Annotated in this window: 16 protein-coding genes; 10 read left to right on the forward strand and 6 right to left on the reverse strand. The window is 67.7% G+C overall.

Translation table 11 applies throughout. The annotated features are described in order from the left end of the window. Positions 1 to 196 precede the first annotated feature (196 nt). Positions 197 to 1,456, reverse strand: a complete 1,260-nt coding sequence (locus NA11_RS35310; protein WP_069166422.1) for an ArsB/NhaD family transporter — start codon at positions 1,454 to 1,456, stop codon at positions 197 to 199. Positions 1,457 to 1,491: 35 nt separating this feature from the next. Here NA11_RS35310 and NA11_RS35315 point away from each other — a divergent pair, with 35 nt between their 5' ends. The 3 genes from NA11_RS35315 (at position 1,492) to NA11_RS35325 (ending at position 9,203) form a co-directional block, all read left to right on the forward strand. Further along, entirely contained in the window at positions 1,492 to 7,230 is a 5,739-nt protein-coding gene (locus NA11_RS35315) for a WD40 domain-containing protein (RefSeq protein ID WP_069166423.1), read from the forward strand. A 147-nt stretch (positions 7,231 to 7,377) separates the two neighbouring features. Continuing rightward, entirely contained in the window at positions 7,378 to 7,929 is a 552-nt protein-coding gene (locus NA11_RS35320; RefSeq protein WP_069166424.1) for a DUF4334 domain-containing protein, read from the forward strand. Between the two features lie 38 nt (positions 7,930 to 7,967). Continuing rightward, a complete protein-coding gene (locus tag NA11_RS35325; protein WP_069166425.1) occupies positions 7,968 to 9,203 on the forward strand; it encodes an FAD-dependent oxidoreductase in 1,236 nt (411 codons plus the stop codon). A 361-nt stretch (positions 9,204 to 9,564) separates the two neighbouring features. On the opposite strand, the gene NA11_RS35330 is transcribed toward NA11_RS35325, so the two are convergent. Both NA11_RS35330 and NA11_RS35335 read right to left on the reverse strand, forming a co-directional pair. After that, positions 9,565 to 10,716: a serpin family protein gene (locus tag NA11_RS35330; protein ID WP_069166426.1), complete on the reverse strand. Its 1,152-nt coding sequence runs from the start codon at positions 10,714 to 10,716 to the stop codon at positions 9,565 to 9,567. A 363-nt stretch (positions 10,717 to 11,079) separates the two neighbouring features. Continuing rightward, entirely contained in the window at positions 11,080 to 12,060 is a 981-nt protein-coding gene (locus NA11_RS35335; protein ID WP_069166427.1) for a quinone oxidoreductase family protein, read from the reverse strand. An 86-nt stretch (positions 12,061 to 12,146) separates the two neighbouring features. Between NA11_RS35335 and NA11_RS35340 the strand changes: the two genes are divergently transcribed. Together NA11_RS35340 and NA11_RS35345 are read left to right on the forward strand one after the other, a co-directional pair. Further along, on the forward strand, positions 12,147 to 12,722 hold the full coding sequence (locus tag NA11_RS35340) for a TetR/AcrR family transcriptional regulator (RefSeq protein WP_069166428.1): 576 nt from the start codon (positions 12,147 to 12,149) through the stop codon (positions 12,720 to 12,722). Between the two features lie 60 nt (positions 12,723 to 12,782). Then, on the forward strand, positions 12,783 to 13,277 hold the full coding sequence (locus NA11_RS35345) for an HIT family protein (RefSeq protein ID WP_069166429.1): 495 nt from the start codon (positions 12,783 to 12,785) through the stop codon (positions 13,275 to 13,277). Between the two features lie 6 nt (positions 13,278 to 13,283). On the opposite strand, the gene NA11_RS35350 is transcribed toward NA11_RS35345, so the two are convergent. Then, positions 13,284 to 13,997, reverse strand: a complete 714-nt coding sequence (locus NA11_RS35350; RefSeq protein WP_069166430.1) for an HD domain-containing protein — start codon at positions 13,995 to 13,997, stop codon at positions 13,284 to 13,286. A gap of 145 nt (positions 13,998 to 14,142) precedes the next feature. On the opposite strand from NA11_RS35350, the gene NA11_RS35355 reads away from it, so the two are divergent. Then, positions 14,143 to 14,985 (forward strand): hypothetical protein, encoded by an 843-nt coding sequence (locus NA11_RS35355; protein WP_084655327.1) that lies wholly within the window; start codon positions 14,143 to 14,145, stop codon positions 14,983 to 14,985. 246 nt (positions 14,986 to 15,231) lie between these two features. Here NA11_RS35355 and NA11_RS35360 read toward each other — a convergent pair whose 3' ends face one another. Further along, positions 15,232 to 15,681, reverse strand: a complete 450-nt coding sequence (locus NA11_RS35360) for an SgcJ/EcaC family oxidoreductase (protein ID WP_069166431.1) — start codon at positions 15,679 to 15,681, stop codon at positions 15,232 to 15,234. A gap of 141 nt (positions 15,682 to 15,822) precedes the next feature. Then, positions 15,823 to 16,449: an alpha-ketoglutarate-dependent dioxygenase AlkB gene (locus NA11_RS35365; protein ID WP_069166432.1), complete on the reverse strand. Its 627-nt coding sequence runs from the start codon at positions 16,447 to 16,449 to the stop codon at positions 15,823 to 15,825. Between the two features lie 235 nt (positions 16,450 to 16,684). Here NA11_RS35365 and pyrR point away from each other — a divergent pair, with 235 nt between their 5' ends. The 4 genes from pyrR to NA11_RS35385 are packed head-to-tail and all read left to right on the forward strand — an operon-like array spanning position 16,685 to position 20,093. Next, the gene (gene pyrR, locus NA11_RS35370; RefSeq protein WP_069166433.1) at positions 16,685 to 17,320 is read left to right on the forward strand and encodes a bifunctional pyr operon transcriptional regulator/uracil phosphoribosyltransferase PyrR; all 636 of its coding nucleotides are present in this window, start codon (positions 16,685 to 16,687) and stop codon (positions 17,318 to 17,320) included. Then, positions 17,317 to 18,273, forward strand: coding sequence for an aspartate carbamoyltransferase catalytic subunit (locus NA11_RS35375; protein WP_069166434.1), 957 nt, complete (start codon positions 17,317 to 17,319; stop codon positions 18,271 to 18,273). Before pyrR ends, NA11_RS35375 begins: the two co-directional genes overlap by 4 nt. After that, positions 18,270 to 19,577 (forward strand): dihydroorotase, encoded by a 1,308-nt coding sequence (locus NA11_RS35380; RefSeq protein WP_069166435.1) that lies wholly within the window; start codon positions 18,270 to 18,272, stop codon positions 19,575 to 19,577. Before NA11_RS35375 ends, NA11_RS35380 begins: the two co-directional genes overlap by 4 nt. After that, entirely contained in the window at positions 19,578 to 20,093 is a 516-nt protein-coding gene (locus tag NA11_RS35385; protein ID WP_069166436.1) for a PH-like domain-containing protein, read from the forward strand. It abuts the gene before it with no gap.

A 20,093-nucleotide genomic window follows, 5' to 3' on the forward strand; every position in this document is an offset into this window, starting at 1 on the left:
GCTGTCAGTCACGGGTTCTCTCGTTCCAGCCGGGTTGCTTGGCTGTGGTCCGGTCCAAAGATCTTGAAAGGAAATCGACGGTAGTCAAATGGTGCGTGTCGCAGGGCGTGTTGCAACCATTTGACTCCCGTCGATGAAGTTGATCAACCATTTCACTCCCGTCGATGGGGCGGCAACCGTTTCTCTCCCGTCAACGTCAGCTCATGAGGAGGAGGGTGGCTACTGCGCCGGTGGTGCCGAGGAGGGCCAGGCCGAGGCCGGTGAGGACGAAGCGCAGCATGGGGACTCGGACGTTGTGGGTGCGGCAGAACTCGAGGCAGAGCAGGGTGGCGAGGGAGGCCCACGGGGTGACGATCGGGCCGATGTTGGTGCCGATCAACAGCGCAAGGAGTTGGTTGTGGTTTTCCGGGGGGACGACGGCCTCGCCCGCGGTGTAGGCGGGGAGGTTGTTGGCCACGTTCGAGAGGGTGGCGCCCGCGCCTGCCGCACGGAATGCGCCTACCGCACCGGAGTCCGAGCCGATCAAGGTGTGCATGAGGTCGGAGAGACCGAGTCGGCCGAGGGTAGGGACGACGAGGAACAGGCCGACGACGAAAACCAGGAGCTGCCAAGGGATCAGGGACAGGCGCAGGGACGCTCGGTCGAAGACGGCGAACGCGAGCACCGCGATGGCGGCGGCGATGGTCGCGGCGATGCCGATGCGGTCGCCGACGAAGGGGATCGCGCCGATGAACAGCAGACACGCGCCCGCGGTGGTGTAGAGCAGGGTGCGTTCCTTCGCGTTCTCCGGGCGGACCGGCTCGGGCGGCAGGTACCGGTCGGTGTCACGGCGGCCGCGCCGCCAGTACCAGATCCACAGGCACAGCATGGTAGCCACGATCGAAACGAGCTGGGGCGCCCACATTTTGGTGGCGAACTCGGTGGCCGTCAGCGCGACCCGGTCGGCGGCGAGCAGGTTGGTCAGGTTGGAGACCGGGAGCAGCAGGCTCGCCGTGTTGGCGAGCCACAGCGTGGTCATGGCGAGGGGCAGCGGCGGGATGCGGGCGGGCACGGCGAGCGCGAGCATCACCGGAGTGATCAGCACCGCGGTGGTATCGAGGTTCAGCAGGATCGTGGTCGCCGACGCGAACAGCACGCACAGCAGGAACAACGCCGGATAGTAGCCACGGCCGAGGATGGCGAGCCGGTGCGCGATCACGTCGAACACCTTGGCCTGCCTGGTGAGTTCGGCGAGCACGATCACGGTGCCGAGGAACAGTAGCAGCGGTCCGATTCTGCGCATGTTGTCGGCGGCTTCCTCGCGCGGCAGCAGCCCGGTGAGCACGCACAGCAGTCCGGCGATGAGCAGCGCGATCCGCACCCAGTCCAGCACGCTCAGGCCCCAGCGGGGCCGTTCGGACGGCGCAGCGGCACTCGACGGTGGGTTCCGTTCGGAGGAGTCGACCTGTTCGGGCACACCGCCATGCTATTGGCCTGGGCCATACTGGGTGCGTGACACAGCAGGGTGGGCGGCCGCGGGACTTTTTCATCAGTTACTCCCCAGCGGACGAGCGATGGGCGACGTGGCTTGCTTGGCAATTGGAGAGCGCCGGTTTCCGCACCCTGATCCAAGCCTGGGATTTCGTGCCAGGCACCAACTTCATCGACTTCATGGACCGCGGCGTCCGCGACTCGACCGTGGTGCTCGCCATCCTCTCCGACAACTATCTCCAATCTCGTTACGGGACAATGGAATGGCAGGCCGCATTCCGCACCGATCCCGGGAAGCTGATGCCGATCCGGATCGCCGACTGCGCATTGGAGGGCCTGCTCGCCACGCTCACCTACGTCGATCTGGTGAACGTGCCGACCGAGGAGGAGGCCCGCCGTATCCTGCTCGAGCGCGTGCGGCACCTGCATGCCGGCCGTGCGAAACCGAGCACCGAGCCCGGGTTCCCCAACGGGGCGGTACTTCCGGATCACTATGCCGAGGAGGATCGCGCAGGCACCGTCGAGTCGCCGCTGAGCAGGCGCACTCCCGTTGCCGCCCCGGTCTTTCCCGGTGCTGCGCGCCCCGACGAGCACCGCACCGGCGTCAGCGTGCTGCACGTGGCCGGGCCCCGGTTCGGCCGCGGCCTGTTCGCGCCGGACGAGCCGAGCACGGCCCGCGAACTGCAGGCCAGGATCTGGTCGAACGTCAGCCAGCTGGTCAGCAACGGCGTGCCGAAACCCGACATGATCGTGGTGACCGGCGATCTCACCGAATCCGGCCGCCCGCGCCAGGTCGACGAAGCGCTCACCTTCCTGACCGGGCTGCGGGTGCTGCTCGGACTCGAACCGGACCGGCTGATCGTGGTGCCAGGCAACCACGATGTTTCGAAGATGGCCTGCCACGCCTACTTCCTGAATTGTGAAGCGCGCGAACGCAGGCCGCAGCCGCCGTACTTCCCGAAGCTGGAGCAGTTCGCGCGGCTGTTCAGCGAGCTGTATCAGGGGCTCGATCATCTGGTGTTCGATGTCGGGCAGCCGTGGACCCTGTTCCCGATTCCCGAATTGCGGGTGGTGGTAGCGGGTTTGAACTCGACCATGGCCGCCACCCACCTGCCCGACGACGACTACGGCCGGATCGGCGAACCGCAGGCCACCTGGTTCGCCGAGCGCCTGCGTCCGTTCGAGGAGATGGGCTGGCTGCGGCTCGGCGTGGTCCGGCACGACCCGCTGCCGGGAACCGCTGCGTCGCCCCATGATCCGGCGCTGTTACGTGACGCCGACACGCTGTCGCGGTTGCTCGGCGGGCGGCTCAACCTGCTGCTGCACGGCCCGGGTCCCGGTGGGCTGCACCTGGATCGGTTGGACGACAAGCTACCCGTGCTGCCCGCTGCCGCGGCGGGCCGCGACGAAATCATCCACTTCACCGCGGAGGGCCTCTCCCGATTCTCCGCGACCTCGGCGCCGGCCGGGGCACCCATCGCGAGCCTGGCCCAGCCGTGGTCGAATGCCGTTGCTGCACTGGCTTCGCACGCCAAGCACGAACTCACCGCCGCGGAGGAGCACGAAGAGCCGCCCGTCGAAACGCCAGCCATCATCGACCCGCACGGCAGGCTGCTCGAGCGGGTGGCCGAGGTGTGCGAAACCAGGCACGAGGGCGCCAAGATCCGCCGCGTCGAGTCCGATCCGCCGCATCTGATCATCACCCATCAGCGCGACGAGGTCACCGCGCAGTGGCGGGTCGGCGTGCACGTCGGCGACATGACGCGACAGGTGGTCGAGAACTTCCTCGGCAACGAGCCGGAATACGGCTCCGAACTCGTCTATCGCGGTGCGCCACCGCCGCGTTCGCTGCGCGAGGAGGCGGCAAGCCATGGGCTGCGAGTGCGCAGCTTCACCGAGTTCCAGGGCCTGCTCGATCTGGACGACTATCTCGCCAAACAGGTGGACCGGCTGCGTACCGACCGCCGTTACCCGCCGGATCTCTATGTCCCGCAACGCTTCCGGATACTCGAACACGGCGACCAGCTGATCCGCGACGATCTCGTCGCCGAACTGCTGCGCCTGGTCGCCGCGGATCACGGCCGATTCGTACTGGTGCTCGGCGATTTCGGGCGCGGTAAGACCTTCGCCCTGCACGAGCTCGCCCGCCGGATCACCGAAACCAGGCCAGCGCTGATCCCGATCCTCATCGAGCTGCGCACCCTGGACAAGACCCATTCGGTGGACGGCCTGGTCGCCGCGCACCTGGCCAACCACGGCGAGGACCGAATCGATCTGAAGGCGTTGCGCTACATGCTCCGTGAGGGACGGGTGGTGCTGCTGTTCGACGGCTTCGACGAGCTGGTCACCCGGATCAGCTACGAGTTCGCCGCAGACCACCTGGAAACTCTGCTGCAGGCCGCGGTCGGCAAGGCCAAAATCATTGTGGCGAGCCGTACTCAGCACTTCGAGTCGCGGTCGCAGGTGTTGACCGCGCTCGGCGAGCGGGTCGGCATGCTGCAGGATCGGCGCATCCTCAACATCGAGGAGTTCGCGCCAGCACAGGTGCACGCCTTCCTCACTAACCGCTACGGCGGCGACAGCGAGCGCGCCGATGCCAGGATGCGGTTGATCACCGGCATCCAGGATCTGCTCGGGCTGGCGCAGAACCCGCGCATGCTCAGCTTCATCGCGGACCTGGACGAGCGGCGGCTGCGGGCAGCGGCGGGCGCCAAGCAGACGGTGGGCGCGGCAGGTCTGTATCGGGAGATCCTCGAATCCTGGCTTGCGTACGAGACGGACCGCACCGCGACCACCGCAGGCTCGATGCCCGGCCTGCGGCTGCACGAATTGTGGCTCGCGGTCACGGCTTTCGCGTTGCGCATCTGGGAGACCGGCGAACCATATCTGCGGCTGGCCGAGTTGACCGATGTGGCACAGCATCTCGTCGAGATGACCGGCTCCAATCGAATGTCGGTGCAGCAGTCCGCACATGCCATCGGGTCGGGGAGCCTGCTGGTGCGCACCGACGACAACCTGTTCGGCTTCATCCACTCGTCAGTGACGGAATGGCTTGTCGCCAACCACATTGCCGAGCAGTTCGCGGCGGGTGTGAGTGCGCCTGCGCAGCTCGCGCACGCGCCGCTGTCTCAGCTGTCCATCGACTTCCTGTGCGACCTGGCTGATGTCCGGCTCGCCCGCGCCTGGGCCGACCAGGTGCTGGACGATCCGGTCGCCGACGAGGCCTCCCGGACCAACGCCATCCGGCTGACCACCCGGCTGCGCACCGCACCGACCGCCGACCTGCGCGGTGCGAGCCTGGCCGGGGAGGACCTGTCCTACCGCGACATGCAGGAGGTGGACCTGACCGGCGCGGACCTGACCGGCGCCCGCCTGGTCGGGGTCAACCTGGACCGCGCGGTGCTGCACGGCGCCCGGTTGGTCGGCGCGCGGCTCGATGAGGCGAGCCTGGTCAACGCGGACCTGACCGACGCCGATTTCACCAGGGCCCGACTGGCGCGCACCAACCTGACCGCCGCGCGTGGGCCGGGCAGTCGCTGGACGCGGGCGGCGTTGCTGAACGTCACCGGCATGCCGATGGGCACCGACCTGCGTGGCGCGGCCGTGGTGCCAGGAACGGTGGCGCGCACCGAATTCGCGCCTGCCGCGGTCGGTGTCCGGCACGGCTTCCACGCCCGCCACGGCCGGTTGCCGCAACCGCTGGCCTACAGTCCGGACGGCGGCACCCTGGCCGTCGGCAGCGACGACGGCGGCGTGCTGATCTGTGACACCGAGACGGGCCTGCCGCTGCGCACGCTGCTGGGACATCGGGCCCGCTCGTTCGCGGTCGCCTACACCGACACCGTGCTGATCAGCGGGTCCAGCGACGGCACCGTCGACATCTGGGACGCCCAAAGCGGCGAGGTGCGCCGAATCCTGCAGGGGCACAGCGAATGGCCGTGGCCGGTGGTGCTGAACCGCGCCGGTGATCTGCTCGCCACCGGCGACGCGGAAGGCACGTTGCGGATCTGGTCGCTGCCGAGCGGCGACCTGCTGCATGCGTGTGTTCCGGACGGCGGCCGGGAGTTGATCTACAGCTTGGCCTTTCACGACGGTGTGCTCGCCGCCGCCTACCGCGACGGCGCGGTCCGGCTGTGGGATGTCGAAACCGGTCGCGAGCGTGGTGAATTCGTCGGGTCGCCCGGCGCGGTGTTCCGGATCGCGTTCGATCCGACGGGCACCTTGCTCGCGGTCGGTGGTGGCGGCGGCACGGTCGCGCTGTGGGATCCGGTGCGCTGCGAACGGATTCGCGACCTGCCCGGTCACACCGGACGGGTCTACACGCTGGCGTTCCATCCGCGGCTTCCGCTGTTGGCGAGCGGGGATACCCATGGCGGACTGCGCATCTGGAACACCGAGACGGGTGCGTGTGAGCATGCACCGGCCGACCACGGCGCGGCCATCTACTGGGTGGCCTTCGATCCGACCGGCGACCTGCTCGCCTCCGGTGACAGTGCCGGGCTGCTGTGCCTGCGCGACAGCGCGACCGCGGAACTGCGGCACCGGATCACCGCGCACACCGGATCGATCTGGCCGTTCGCGTTCCGGCCGGACGGCGGCCAGCTCGCCGTCACCGACGACCAATTCACCACGCGGCTCTGGGATCCCGCCACCGGGACGTCGAAACACGTCCTGGTCGGGCACGGCAGGCAGGTCAAGTCGGTGACCTTCAACGCGGACGGCAGCCTGCTGGCGGCCTGCGGCAACGACGGCGTGGTGCGATTGTGGGATCCGATGACGGGCAGCCTGATTCGGCGCTTGGTCGGCAGCGAGGATCGGCTGCTCACCTTCGAGTCGGCGCTGTTCAGCGGGAAGCAGCCCAATCAGCTCGGCCTGGTCGGCAACGACGGACGGCTGAGTCTGTTCGATCTCGACGGCGATCTGTACCAGCGGCATATCAACGTCGAGTCCGCACCGGTCTGGGCGATCGCCTTCGATCCGCAGGACCGCTACGTGGCCACCGCCAACGACGACGACACCGTGATCATCTGGATGCGCACCACCGGCGCGCTGCACGCGGTGTGCGGCGAACATCGGGGACGGGTGCGGTCGATCGCTTTCAGCGCCGACGGCAGCCTGATGGCCACCGGCTGCGACGACTCGGTGGTGCGGGTCTGGGACGTCGAGTCCGGCGAGTTCCTGCGGGAAATGCGCGGGCACAGCGATCGCGTGTACACCGTGGTGTTCTGCGGTGACCGGCTCGCCAGCGTTTCCTGGGACACGACGGTGCGGCTCTGGGATGTCGCGACCGGTGCGAGCCTGCACGAGTTGACCAGGCATGCCGGGCGGCTGTGGGCGGCGGCGGTCGATCCGGCGAGCGGGCTGCTCGCCACCGCGGGTGACGATCTGGTGATTCGCCTGTGGGACATGGCAACCGGGCGACATCTGCACACGATGGAGGGCCACAAGCGGCGGGTGTGGTCGCTGGCCTTCCATCCGTCCGGGCGGCTGCTGGCCAGCGGTGGCGACGACGGCAACACGATCCTGTGGACGGTGCCTGGCGGCGACCACCTGGACGCGCAGGCCGCGCCGGCCATTCGGGCGGAGCTGCTGGGTCTGCCGGAGGGGTGGGCGGCGATCGCGCCGGACGGCCGGTACAAGTTCGAGGGCAACACGGCGGGCCAGTTCTGGCAGGTGATCGGCATGTCGCGGTTCGAGTCGGGGGAGCTGGATCCCTACCTCGAGGACGTCGGGCAGCTGCCGCCGGAGGCGCCGTTCTGAGTTCCCACGGCCACCGGGGCCGCCCGCGTCTATGCTGAAAATACCGGTGTCGCAGGGGAATCAGCGCTATCGGTCAGGCGGTCGACGACACGTCCTGAGAGAAAGATAGTGTCCTTCTTGCAACGTTCCCGTGTGAGGAGATTCGCCATGGTCGAGAAGGAGCAGTCGGCTTCGGCCGACGCCACCGCGCTGCGGACCGAGCACTATGCGCCCGAGCAGGCATTGGCGCTGTTCGACAGCCTGCCCGCGGTCCTGGCGGACGAGATCACGACCGGACGCTGGCAGGGCGACGAGGTCGACACCGGGCATCCCTTCGCAGGCGTACTCGTCGCGTCGGGGTGGTATGGCAAGCAGTTCGACGATGTCGACACCGTGCATCCGCTGCTGTTCGCCACCGGGGCAGGCGAGATCTTCCCGGTCGACCCGCGTCGCGTTCCGCTCGGGCTCGCAGGCAAGGTGCCGGTCGCCGGCATCCAAGCAGGCAAGCGGCTGCTGCCGCTGCTGCGTCCCGTGCTGCGCACCGGCAAGCCGACGGCGCGGTTGCGCAACGTGGAATACCGCGGGGTCAGCAGCGCCGCGATGATCTACGACCACCTGCCGATCATCGATCACTTCCGGCGCGTCGACGAGCGCACGTTGCTCGGCGTGATGGACATGCGCGGCTTGGCAGAGCCGTATTTCTTTCTCCTGCATCAGTAATCCGCCGCTCGCCGGCGGGCGAACGAGGAGGACAGAAGATGGAGCGCACTACCTGCCTGGTGGTCGGCGGCGGCCCAGCCGGGATGATCCTCGCACTGCTGCTGGCGCGCGCCGGAGTCGACGTCACCGTGCTGGAGAAACACAACGACTTCCTGCGCGACTTCCGTGGTGACACAGTCCATCCCACCACTCTCGACCTGCTCGACGAGCTCGGGCTCGGCGCGGAATTCGCGAAGTTGTCCGCGCGCAAGGTCGACCAGATCGCGTTGCCGACCACCTCGGGGCTGCAGACGCTCGCCTTGCTGAAAGACCTGCCAGGCAAACACAAATACATCGCCATGGTGCCGCAGTGGGATCTGCTCGACCTGCTCGCGCGGGCCGCCGACAAGGAGCCGAGCTTCCATCTGCGGATGAATACCGAAGCGACCGAACCGCTGTGGTCGGCGGGCAAGGTCGCCGGTGTCGTCTATCGGACCGCCGACGGCGCTACAGGTGAGATCAACGCCGACCTCACCGTCGCCTGCGACGGCCGCTCATCGGTACTGCGCGCCGCCGCCGGTCTGCCGTCGCGGAGTTGGCCGACACCGATGGATGTGTGGTGGTTCCGCATGCCGCGCAACGACACCGATCCCGCGGGTGTCATCCCGATCGTCACCGCACACCGTGCCGCAGCCCTGCTCGACCGCGGCGACTACTGGCAGGTCGCCACCCTCATCGCCAAAGGCACCGACGAGGTCGCCAGACGCGGGCCGGTCGACGAGATCATGCGCAGCATGGCCGACGCGGTGCCCTGGTTGCGTGATCGCGTCGACGCCCTCACCAGCTGGGACGAGGTCAAACTGCTCGACGTCAAACTCGACCGCCTCACCACCTGGTACACCGTCGGCATGCTCTGCATCGGCGACGCCGCCCACGCCATGTCGCCGGTCGCAGGCGTCGGCATCAACCTCGCCGTCCAGGACGCGGTCGCCGCCGCCAGAATCCTTGCCGCCCCGCTCCTTTCGGGGACCGTCAGCACCCGCGACCTGGCGCGTGTGCAACGCCGCCGCGCATTGCCGACCGCGGTAACCCAAGGGATACAACGCTTCCTACACGCCAGAGCGATCCGCCCGGCCCTCGAAGGCACCATCGATATCGCCAACTCCCCACAGGCGCCGCTGCCTGTCCGAATACTCCGCCGAATTCCGGTGATACGCAGCATCCCGCCGTTCCTCGTCGCGCGCGGCATCCTGCCAGAACACGCCCCAGACTTCGCACGGCGCAGTACGTATTGAATCGAGGGCGTGGCATCTGCCGGGACGCGCCGTGGCTCGGTGGGTATTGAATCGAGAGGGCAGCATGCTGCCGGTACGCGCCCCAGGTTTCACGCGGCGCAGTACGTACTGAACCGAGGGTGCGCCATTCTGCCGGAAGGCGCCCCAGATTTCGCACGGCGCAGTACGTACTGAATCGAGGGCGCGGCATTCCGCCGGGACACGCCATGGCTCAGTGCGTACTGAATCGAGAGGGCGGCATTTTGCCGGTACGCGTCCCGGGTTTCGCGGGGCGCGGCGACCGTGTTGGTGGCGCTTCGGTTACCTCGGCCCGACAGAGTGGAGGCGCCGAAGGCGAACGCGGCCGAGGCGGCTGTGGTGGTTACTCGGTGGCGGATTCTGGTGTGGCTATCCAGCCTGCGACCACGGACAGGCCGGTGGGGCGGTGGACGGCGAGGAAGCCGAAGGGGCGGTCGAAGGTTGCGGAGATGACGGTGGCGAGGCGGGGGCGTGGGGGTGCGCTTCCGGCCCGCATGCTGAACGCGGTGACCGCTGCGGCCTCGAATCCTTCTGTCGTGAAACGCGCCAGCACGTCTTGAGCGGCTTGTGCGATGCAAAGGGGCATGGGGGAGATGGCGGGGAAGTGGCCGCGTTCGCAGTCGGTGGCCGAGTGCAGGCCCATGAGTTCCGGGTTGTCCAGCAGGTTGTGTTTCGAGCGAACAGCGAAGGGAGGCAACCGGAGTACCAGCAGATCGGTGCGTGCCGTGACCTGCTTGCTGCGCACTGTGAGGCCGGGTCCGTCTGTGCCCGGCGGCAACTCCGTGCGGATCGGTATCGCACCGGCCAACGCGGCCAGGCCCGCGCCGAGCACACTGCCCGGTGTGCCGGTGCCGAGCAGCAGGTGGACGTCGAGGTCGGCAGTGCCCGCGACAACGACGCGGGTCACCGGTTCCGATCCCATCAGGAGCGAGGCCGCAGCGAGGTCCGGGGTTTGGCGAAACAGGCCGGGACCGCGAAATCCTTGCCACGGGCCGTCATTCGCCTGCAGCGCCACGTCGACGAAGGGTTCGCGCCAGCTCGTCTTGGCGACCAATGCCGTGGCCAGCACCAGCAGCGCGCGCGGGTCCACTTTGAGCGGGAAGCGCTCGATGAGACCGGCGGTGTGCTGCTTGGCCCAGGCGTCGAGCGCGTCTTGACCGGTCAGCCGTTCGATCACGCCCGCGGGCAACCGATCCGACCAATCACGGTGCAGCAGAAGATCTTCCCGCACCCACATACCGAGCGCCGCGGACACCGTCTCGGCGTCATCCAGCTCGCGCAACAGCCGCAGTCCGGCGGCATGCGCCTCTTCCGCAGGCAACCCGACCGCAGCCGCCAACTCCGACCTGGCGGGTTCGTTCGCCGCCCCCGCAAGCAGCGCCAGCAACGGCCACACGCCACCCCCGGACAACACAAAGTTGTCGACCCCAGCCGCCGCACACCACCGCGCGGTCAGCTCGTTCGCGGCCGCGACGTGCGTCCCCAGATCACCCATGCCCCGACCCTATTTCATGTTCACCGCGAACTGATGGCGGAATTTCGAGCGTCTCGAGTCCGCCCACCAGCGTCCGGTGATCGAGGGTCGATCACTGGCTCTCGCGGATGCACACGCCCGGCCCATTTCATGGTCACGGGAGTTGGTGGCGGTACTTCACAACCTGGGTCTCCGCCGCCGGTGGCGACGAGGCCCAGCAGTCGATCAGCGTGCCGTAGCGGGAGGGATTCGGCGACGAGTGGCACACCACTGTGTGGGCTACTCGTACTTTGCCGCAGCCATGTGCCACTCGTTGGGAGGTCGTGCGGATTTGGCTCTGATCGCTCCGGCGGGGCTCGTTGGGGGGCCGTGCTTTGCGGACAGCTATCCGTTGGTGGCCGGGCGGAGGATGAGTTTGCCTAGGACGGCGCGGGTTTCGAGGAGGTGGTGGGCGTGGGCGGCTTGGTCGAGGGGGAGGACGGCTTCCACCAGCGGGGCGAGGTCGCCTTTGGCTGCGCGTTGCAGGGTTGCGGTGTTGGAGTTGGCGACTCGGGCCAGCCAGTCGGGGCCTGCGCAGCCGATGAGGGTGCGGCCGCGGGTGATCAGGTCGGTGGCGGAGAGTTGGGCGGGGGCGCCGGAGAGCCAGCCGTAGCTGAGCATGCGGCCGGTCAGCGGGGTGGTGAGGTCGAGGATATCGAGGGCGGTTGGGCCGCCGATCGAGTCGAAGACCACGTCCAGGGTGGTTTCGCCGAGGGTTTCGCGGAGGCGGGTCGGCCATTCGGGGTCGTTGTGGTCGATCACCTCGTCGGCACCGAGCTTGCGTGCCTGTTCACTTTTCGCGGTGCCGCCGGCTGTGGCGATGACGCGGGCCGCACCGTATTCCTTGGCGAGTTGGGTGAGGATGCTGCCGATGCCGGTCGCGGCGGCCTCGACGAGCACGGTTTCGGTGCCGGTGAGTCGGGCCGTCTCCAGCAGGGGGAGCGCCACCGATCCGCTCATCAGTATCGCCGCCGCGTCGGCCGAGGACAGGTTGTCCGGGATCGGTGCCGCGGAAGCGGCTGGTGCGCTGACGAATTCGGCGTACGCGCCGAAACCCTTGGTGGCCACCGTTACTCGCTTGCCGAGCAGCGTCGGGTCGACGTCCGCACCCACTTCGGTCACCACGCCTGCCGCTTGGAAACCGAAGACCAGCGGGGGCTCGACGCCGAGCGGGAACGCGCCGGACCGCAGCTTCGTCTCCGGGAACAGGACCGGGATCGCTTCGGCGCGGATCACGACCTCACCCGGACCGGCCTGCGGCACGGGAACCTCCTCGGCCACCAGCACCTCGGGCCCGCCGATCCCCGTCATTACGATTGCCTGCATCACTAAACCTCATAACTTGACTGTCGGTCCACTTGCCTTCGCTACGATATGGACCGCCGGTCAAGTTGTCAACGAAAGTGGGTGCGATGGCCGACGGGCGACCCAGGGAACGGGCAGACGCTGCGCGCAACCGCCGCGCGATTCTCGACGCGACCAGCGCGCTGCTCGCCGAACACGGCGCCGAGGCGATCACGATGGACCGCGTCGCCGCAGCTGCGGGAGTAGGAAAGGGCACCATCTTCCACCGCTTCGGCAACCGCGCGGGCCTGCTGCACGAAATGGTCGCCGAAAGCGCTGTCACCCTGATGGACGCCATCACGAACGGGCCACCGCCGCTTGGCCCCGGCGCGCCCGCGGGCGACCGTCTGCTCGCCTACTTCGATGCGATGACGCGCCTGGTCATCGAGAACTCGGAGCTGATGGTCGCCTACCGGACCGAGCCGCCACATCCTCGGACGGGGGAGTTCCATGCGTTCTGGGACAACCACATCACCACGTTGCTGCGCGAAGCCCGGCCGGACATCGACGCCGAAGTGGTCGGCCGCCTACTGCTCGCCGCGCTCGGCGGTGAAATGGTTTCGGCCATGATCCGCTCCGGGGAGACCGCTCGACTCCTCGACGCCATCCGCGAACTGGTCGAATCCGTGCTCCGCGCACCGTGAGAACCGCCTCCGGCCTGCGCTGACGCCGCTGATCGCTTGCGGACCGTCAGAATGGTTGGCATGCAACGAATTCCGTTCGACATCGACGAATACGAGCGCCGGGTACACACGAGACCCTGCTTCGTCTGTGCCATCGTCGCCGGTACGCACGACTCCGACTTGGAACAGATCATCGCCGAGGACGACGAGCACATCGCGTTCCTGGTCCGGTATCCGACGCTGATCGGGCACGCACTCGTGGCGCCCAAGCAGCATCGCGAACACGTGGTGCGGGATCTGGATGACGAGGCGTACCAGCGCCTGATGCGCATGGTCTACCGGGTCGCGCGGGCGGTCGAGACCGTGCTGCCGACCGAGCGGATGTACGTGATGAGTCTGGGTAGCCAGCAAGGCAATTCGCACCTGCATTGGCATGTCGCGCCGCTGCCACCGGGTGTTCCCTACCGTGAGCAGCAATTCCATGCACTCATGTCCGAAAACGGTGTGCTGCCGTGGACGCTGGCGGATGCCGCCCGGCTGGCCGGGCAATTGCGTGCAGCGCTTGCCGATTCGTGAGAGTGATCAGTCGCGGGCCAGGATGGCGGCGAAACGTTCGTCGGCGCTGTCGAGTTGGTCGAGGATGTATTGCTTGACCTCATCGGACAGCGGGGTGTCGGGGCGGGTGACGAGGTCGCGGTAGATGGGGGTGAGGGGGCGGTATTTGACGGCTAGTTTGTGCATGTGCGGGCCGGTGGCGTACAGGATGCCGACGCCGTTGTCGGTGAAGTCGGAAAGCTTGATGATTCTGGCCCACGGGGCGCGGTCGAGATTGGCGGCAACGTGCTCGCGGTACTGGACGTGGCGGTCGAGCGCGGGGTCTGGTTCCGGGTTGGTCACGGCGGCAACGAGTTCGGCCACTCGGGGGCCGAAGCGATCGGACAGTTCGGCGAGGGCGGCGGTGGTGGCCTCGCCGGGACGGTCGCCGGCCAACTCGGTCGCGTGGTCTTCGACGGCGTCGTGCAGCAGGCCTGCGGCGACCAAGTCGCTGTCGCGCACCTGGTAGTGGCTGATGATCCGGATCGCTACGCGCAGTAGATGATTGAGATATGGCTCGCGGCCGTAGCGGTCGTCGCGGTGCAGGTCGGCGGCCAGGTCGAGCGCGGCGGTGAGCCGGTCGACGTCCGGTAGCTCGGCGATCTCCAGTAACAGCCGTTCACGCAGTCCGGACTCGCCGTAGACCTCGCTGATCGTATGCAGCGGCATCACGGCCAAGACCCCCGCCCCAGGATTGCTCATGATGTCAATCTAACGGGCCGTGCCGGGCTCGAGTCCAGACGGCGGGTGAACTCCAGGTGCCGCCTGCGAGCGGCGGAAAACCCGTTGCGACGCACTGATCTTCTGTGATGTGCTTTGGGTATCGCGAGGCAGAAACGGAGGAAGAGTGGCCGCGCAACAGAAACGGCCGCGACCGAGTTCGGCCACCGATGCGATGCTGAAATTGCATCGACGCACCATGGTGCTCGACGGGCGGGTGTATACCGTCGTCAGCCTGCGTCCCGGCAGCGATTTCCGCTTCGCCACCAACTACTTTCACGACACTTGGCATGTGCTGTCCGACTGGCGTGGGGCTCGGGTGCTCGCCCGGCTGCTGTGGGGGCTGGCGTATCAGCGGCGACCCGGCACGCTGATCGTGATCGATCCGGCGCAGCTGGACACGAATCCGTTCGACGGGGCACCGTCGGATCCGATCGTGGTGGTGCCGTCCGATCTGACCGTGTTCACCTCGGCTGCCGCCGCGGCCCTGCGGCGTCGGCTGCCGTTCCGTGACCGTTCCGCGGGCACCGTGCGCTGGCAGACCTTCGGGTTGGACAGTGCGGTCGACGCCTTGGCGGCAGAACGCGCGATGGGAAGCGACGAGCGGTACAACAACGACTACGCCCCGCAGCCGACCGGCTGGCTGCGCGTCGACCGGATCGGCGGGCTGATCACGATATTCGCCGCCGCCGATCAACTGCGCGACCTGGCACGAACCATCGCCACCATGGGCAACTACCCCTACCGCGGCATGGCCTACCAGTACCTGGACTACCCCGAAACCAACGGCGAAGTCCAGATCTCCCGGCAGTACCGCAACCTGGTGACCTCCGCCCGTCGCGCCCGCATCGACATCGTCGGGCGGCGCAGCGGCCCGATCACCGAGGAAGCCGAACACGCCATCTGGTCCCACGCGGCCACGTTGCGGCGCAACAGATTACGCCGCCTAGCCGATCACGCGCCGAACTGACACCTTCACGCAGGGTCACCGCACCACGCTGTGCGCCACCGCGCGTCCTGGTGTCGCACCACGTTGTGCGTCACCACCGGACGTGTTTCGGGTTCGTCGAGGCAGTTTCACGCCACGGGTCCTCGTGACGCACCGCAGTGCGCGCCACTGCCGACCTCGTTTCGAAACTCGTCGACGCAGCGCCGCACCCCTCGATGTTGTTGCGGCACTGCGTCTTCGAGCTTCATGCCGTCGAGAAACGGCCGCTCATTCGGCGCTGGGGACGAGGGTGTTCTGGCGCGCCGCCGCCCACCACCGTCCGTTCTCCTTGACCAGGACGTACACCGCGATCATCGCCGGATCGATGTCGATGAGGGTGCCGTCGGCGGTGGTGGCCCGCGCTACCTTGTGCGCGATCGCCACGTCGGGGCGCACGAAGGTGATATCGGTGACCTCGTAGCGGACGTAGAGGTCTTTCAGAAACCCGGCCAGCCCAGCGCGATTCGCGGCGAGAAGTTCGTCTCGGCCGGTCATCAGCACGCCCATCGCGTTGACGACCGTGGCGTTGGCGGTGAAGTCGGCGGTCAGCAGCTCGGCATCGTTGGTGTTGTACGCGGTTTCGGCATTGCCGACGATCGCCGTGATGGCCGCGATGTCCGCGGTGTGGTCGACGGTGGTGTCGGCGAGGACGGGTGCCTGCGAAGTGGTTGCGCTCATGACTGCACCTCGCTGGCGCTCGGTTTCGTCATGCGCGGGGGCGCCCTGCAATATGATTCGCTCACTTCGTTCGCTCATGGTGTTCAGCTTCCAACCTGAACAATGCTTCAGGTCAAGCGGTATCGCTCAGCTCACAGTCCGTCAGCGCACACCGCGGGTCCGGAACTGAATGCTGATGCGTGGACCCGTCGGCCTGCGGGACTTCGGCACCGCATGCTCCCAGGTGCGCTGGCACGAGCCGCCCATCACGAGCAGGTCCCCGTGCCCGACCTGATACCGAATGCTCTCGCCACCGCCGCGTGGCCGCAGCAGCAATGCCCGTGGCGCACCGACGGATACGATCGCCACCATCGTGTCGTGTGTCGCTCCGCGGCCGAAGGTGTCTCCGTGCCAGGCCACGCTGTCTTGTCCGTCGCGGTAGTAGCAGAGCCCCGCCGTCGTGAACGGTTCCCCGAGCTCGCGCCGATAGTGCGCGGTCAATTCCCGCCGTGCGTCAGCGAGCACCGGATCCGGCAGCGGCTCGTGCTCCTCGTAGAACTTGAGCAGCCGAGGCACATCGACGACGCGGTCGTACATCGGCCGCCGCTCCGCCTTCCACGGCACATCGTCGACCAGCCGATCGAACAGCGCGTCGGCGCCGGACAGCCAGCCCGGCAGCACATCCACCCAGGCGCCGCGGTCGAGCACCGTCCGGCGCGCATCGCGAAGCGGCCCGAATTCGGTGTCCCCGAACCCGTCGAGCAGCGATCCCTGTAGCGGTGTCGACATGCCGCCGAGCGTACCGTCAATCGAACATGTGTGCTAGTTCTGCGCGGTATTCGAACCATGATCCCCGACAATCCCGACATTCCAGGAGGCGTCGAGTGGTGCGCCGCACAGCTCGTCCGTGGTGCCGCTCACACCGCGATATGCCTGGTGAAAGTGGGGTACCGGCCGCTGTTAGGCTGCTTGCCGTAAGACATCCTTTAACGGACCGTCCGGTGAGGCGGGGAAGGAGGTCGGCATGGCCGTGCCCGAAGAACGGGCCGCCAAGTCCGGCGCTGCCGAGACATCGCAGCGACACACCCCCGAGGGGGTGGAGGCGGGGCGGGAGCTGTTGTCAGCTTCCGATGTCAGTCGGACCATCGCGCGCATCGCGCATCAGATCATCGAAAAAACCGCGCTGGACGCGGGCGAGCGGGACGCGCCACGCGTCGTGCTGGTCGGCATCCCGACCAGGGGCACCTCGCTGGCCGCGCGACTCACGGACAAGATCGAGGAGTTCTCCGGCGTCCGCCCGGCCCTCGGTTCGCTCGACATCACGCTGTACCGCGACGACCTGCGCTCGCGCCCGCACCGGCCGCTGGAACGCACCTCGGTCCCGGAGGGTGGCATCGAAGACGCGCTGGTCGTGCTGGTCGACGACGTCCTCTTCTCCGGTCGCACCGTTCGCTCGGCACTCGACGGGCTGCGCGATCTCGGACGCCCGCGCGCGGTGCAACTCGCGGTCCTCATCGACCGCGGTCATCGCGAATTGCCCATCCGCGCGGACTATGTCGGCAAGAACGTGCCAACTTCGCGCTCCGAGGACATCTCTGTCCTACTTACCGAACACGACGGCCGTGATGGCGTTTACCTGCGACAGGAGGCTGAAGCGTGAGGCATCTGCTGACGGTGACCGATCTCGATCGGGCTACCGCGACGGAGCTTCTCGACGAGGCCGACCGGTTCGAGCAAGCACTACTCGGCCGCGACGTGAAGAAGCTGCCGACCCTGCGCGGCCGCACCGTGATGACGGTGTTCTACGAGAACTCGACCCGCACCAGGGTGTCGTTCGAGGTCGCGGGCAAGTGGATGAGCGCGGACGTGATCAACGTCAGCGCAAGCAGCTCCTCGGTCTCCAAGGGTGAATCCCTGCGCGACACCGCGCTCACTCTGCACGCCGCGGGCGCCGACGCACTGATCGTCCGGCATCCGGCTTCCGGTGCGGCACACCAGATTGCGCGCTGGATGGACGCCTGGGCCGTCTCCTCCGGTCGCGGCGGCCCTGCCATCATCAACGCGGGCGACGGCACGCACGAGCACCCCACTCAGGCACTGCTCGACGCATTGACCCTGCGTCAGCGCCTCGGCGACATCGAGGGCAAGCGGGTCGTCATCGTCGGCGACATCCTGCACAGCCGGGTCGCCCGCTCGAATGTCTTCCTGCTGGCCACTCTCGGCGCCGAGGTGGTGCTTGTCGCCCCACGCACGTTGCTGCCCGTCGGGGTGGAGAGCTGGCCTGCCCGCGTCTCGCACGCGCTGGACGCCGAATTGCCCGGCGCCGACGCGGTTCTCATGCTTCGCGTGCAGGCCGAGCGAATGAACGGCGGCTTCTTCCCTTCTGCCCGCGAATATTCGATCAACTATGGCTTGTCTGAGCGCAGGATGGCGCTGCTGGACGAGCACGCGGTGGTTCTGCATCCGGGTCCGATGCTGCGCGGCATGGAAATCGCCTCCGCGGTAGCCGATTCCGGGCAGGCCGCGATCTTGCAACAGGTGACGAACGGAGTACACATGCGCATGGCCGTCCTGTTCCGGCTGCTGGTCGGTACCCAGGAGGCGGTGGCATGACCGTGCTGATCAAGGGTGCTCGCGTCTACGGCGAGGGTGATCCGGTCGATGTACTGATCGCCGACGGTGTAATCCGCGAGATCGGCACCGATCTCGCGGCCGCCGACGCGGACGTCATCGACGCCGCAGGCCAGATCCTGCTGCCCGGCTTCGTCGACTTGCACACGCACCTGCGCGAACCCGGCCGCGAGGACACCGAGACCATCGAATCCGGTTCCGCCGCAGCCGCACTGGGTGGGTACACGGCGGTCTTCGCGATGGCGAACACCAGCCCGGTCGCCGACTCGGTGGTCGTCACCGATCACGTGTGGCGCCGCGGCCAGGAGGTCGGCCTGGTCGACGTCTACCCGGTGGGTGCCGTCACCGTCGGTCTCGAAGGCAAGCAACTCGCCGAAATGGGCACCATGGCAGCGGGTGTCGGCGCGGTCCGGATGTTCTCCGACGACGGCCACTGCGTCTACGACCCGCTGCTCATGCGCCGCGCGCTGGAGTACGCGAACACCCTCGGCGTACTGATCGCGCAGCACGCGGAGGAACCGCGACTCACCATCGGCGCTGTCGCACACGAGGGTCCGACCGCGGCGCGGCTCGGCCTGGCCGGGTGGCCGCGGGCCGCCGAGGAGTCCATCGTCGCCCGCGACGCGCTGCTCGCCCGCGATGCCGGTGCGCGCGTGCACATTTGCCACGCCTCCACCTCCGGCACCGTCGAGCTGCTGAAATGGGCCAAGGCGCAGGGGATTTCGATCACCGCCGAGGTCACCCCGCACCACCTGCTGCTCGACGACTCGCGCTTGGAGACCTACGACGCGGTCAACAAGGTCAACCCGCCGCTGCGCGAGGCCTCCGACGCCGCCGCCCTGCGTCAGGCACTGGCCGACGGCATCATCGACTGCGTCGCCACCGACCACGCCCCGCACGCCGAGCAGGACAAGTGCTGCGAGTTCGCCGCGGCGCGCCCCGGCATGCTCGGCCTGGAGACGGCGCTGTCGATCATCGTGCAGACCATGGTCGAACCGGGCCTGCTGGATTGGCGCGGCGTCGCCGCGGTGATGAGCGAGCGCCCGGCCGCCATCGTCGGTCTCGACGAGCACGGCAGGCCGATCGAGGTCGGCGAGCCCGCGAACCTGACGCTGGTCGACCCCGAAACCAGCTGGACGGTGCGGGCGAGCGAGCTCGCCAGCATCTCGAACAACACACCGTTCGAGGACATGACGTTCCCGGCCCGAGTGACGACGACGTTGCTGCGCGGCCGGGTAACCGCCCGCGAGGGCAAAGCAGTGCATCGTGGCGACGGAGGTCCGTAAGTGGAAAGAACGCTGTGGGTTATCGGACTGCTCGCGCTGTTCGCCCTGTGCATCTGGCTGATGTACCGCGGCTGGCAGAACCGGGCGAAGCGACAGCAGGCCAGCATCGGTGAACTGCCCACCGTGCCTGCCGACCTCGGCGCCCAGGTGCTGGAGCCGACCACCGGCCTGTATCTCGGCAGCACCATGGCGCCGAGCTGGCAGGACCGAATCGCGGTCGGCGACTTGGGTTTCCGGGCCAATGCGGAACTCACGCGATTCGAACGAGGAATTCTGCTCGAGCGTGACGGCGCGACGGTGATCTGGATTCCGCAGGAGTCCATCACGGTGGTGCGCACCGAGCGCGGGCATGCGGGCAAAGTGATGACAGAAGATGGTGTGCTGGTAGTTCGCTGGAAGCTGCCCACCGGAACCGAGATCGATACCGGTTTCCGCGGCGACGACAAGACGGTGTACCCGGCTTGGACGCAGGGCCTGCACGCGGACCAGACGAAGACGACGGGAGACGACGAGTAA

This window comes from Nocardia altamirensis NBRC 108246 (assembly GCF_001612685.1).
Taxonomy (GTDB): Bacteria; Actinomycetota; Actinomycetes; order Mycobacteriales; family Mycobacteriaceae; genus Nocardia; species Nocardia altamirensis.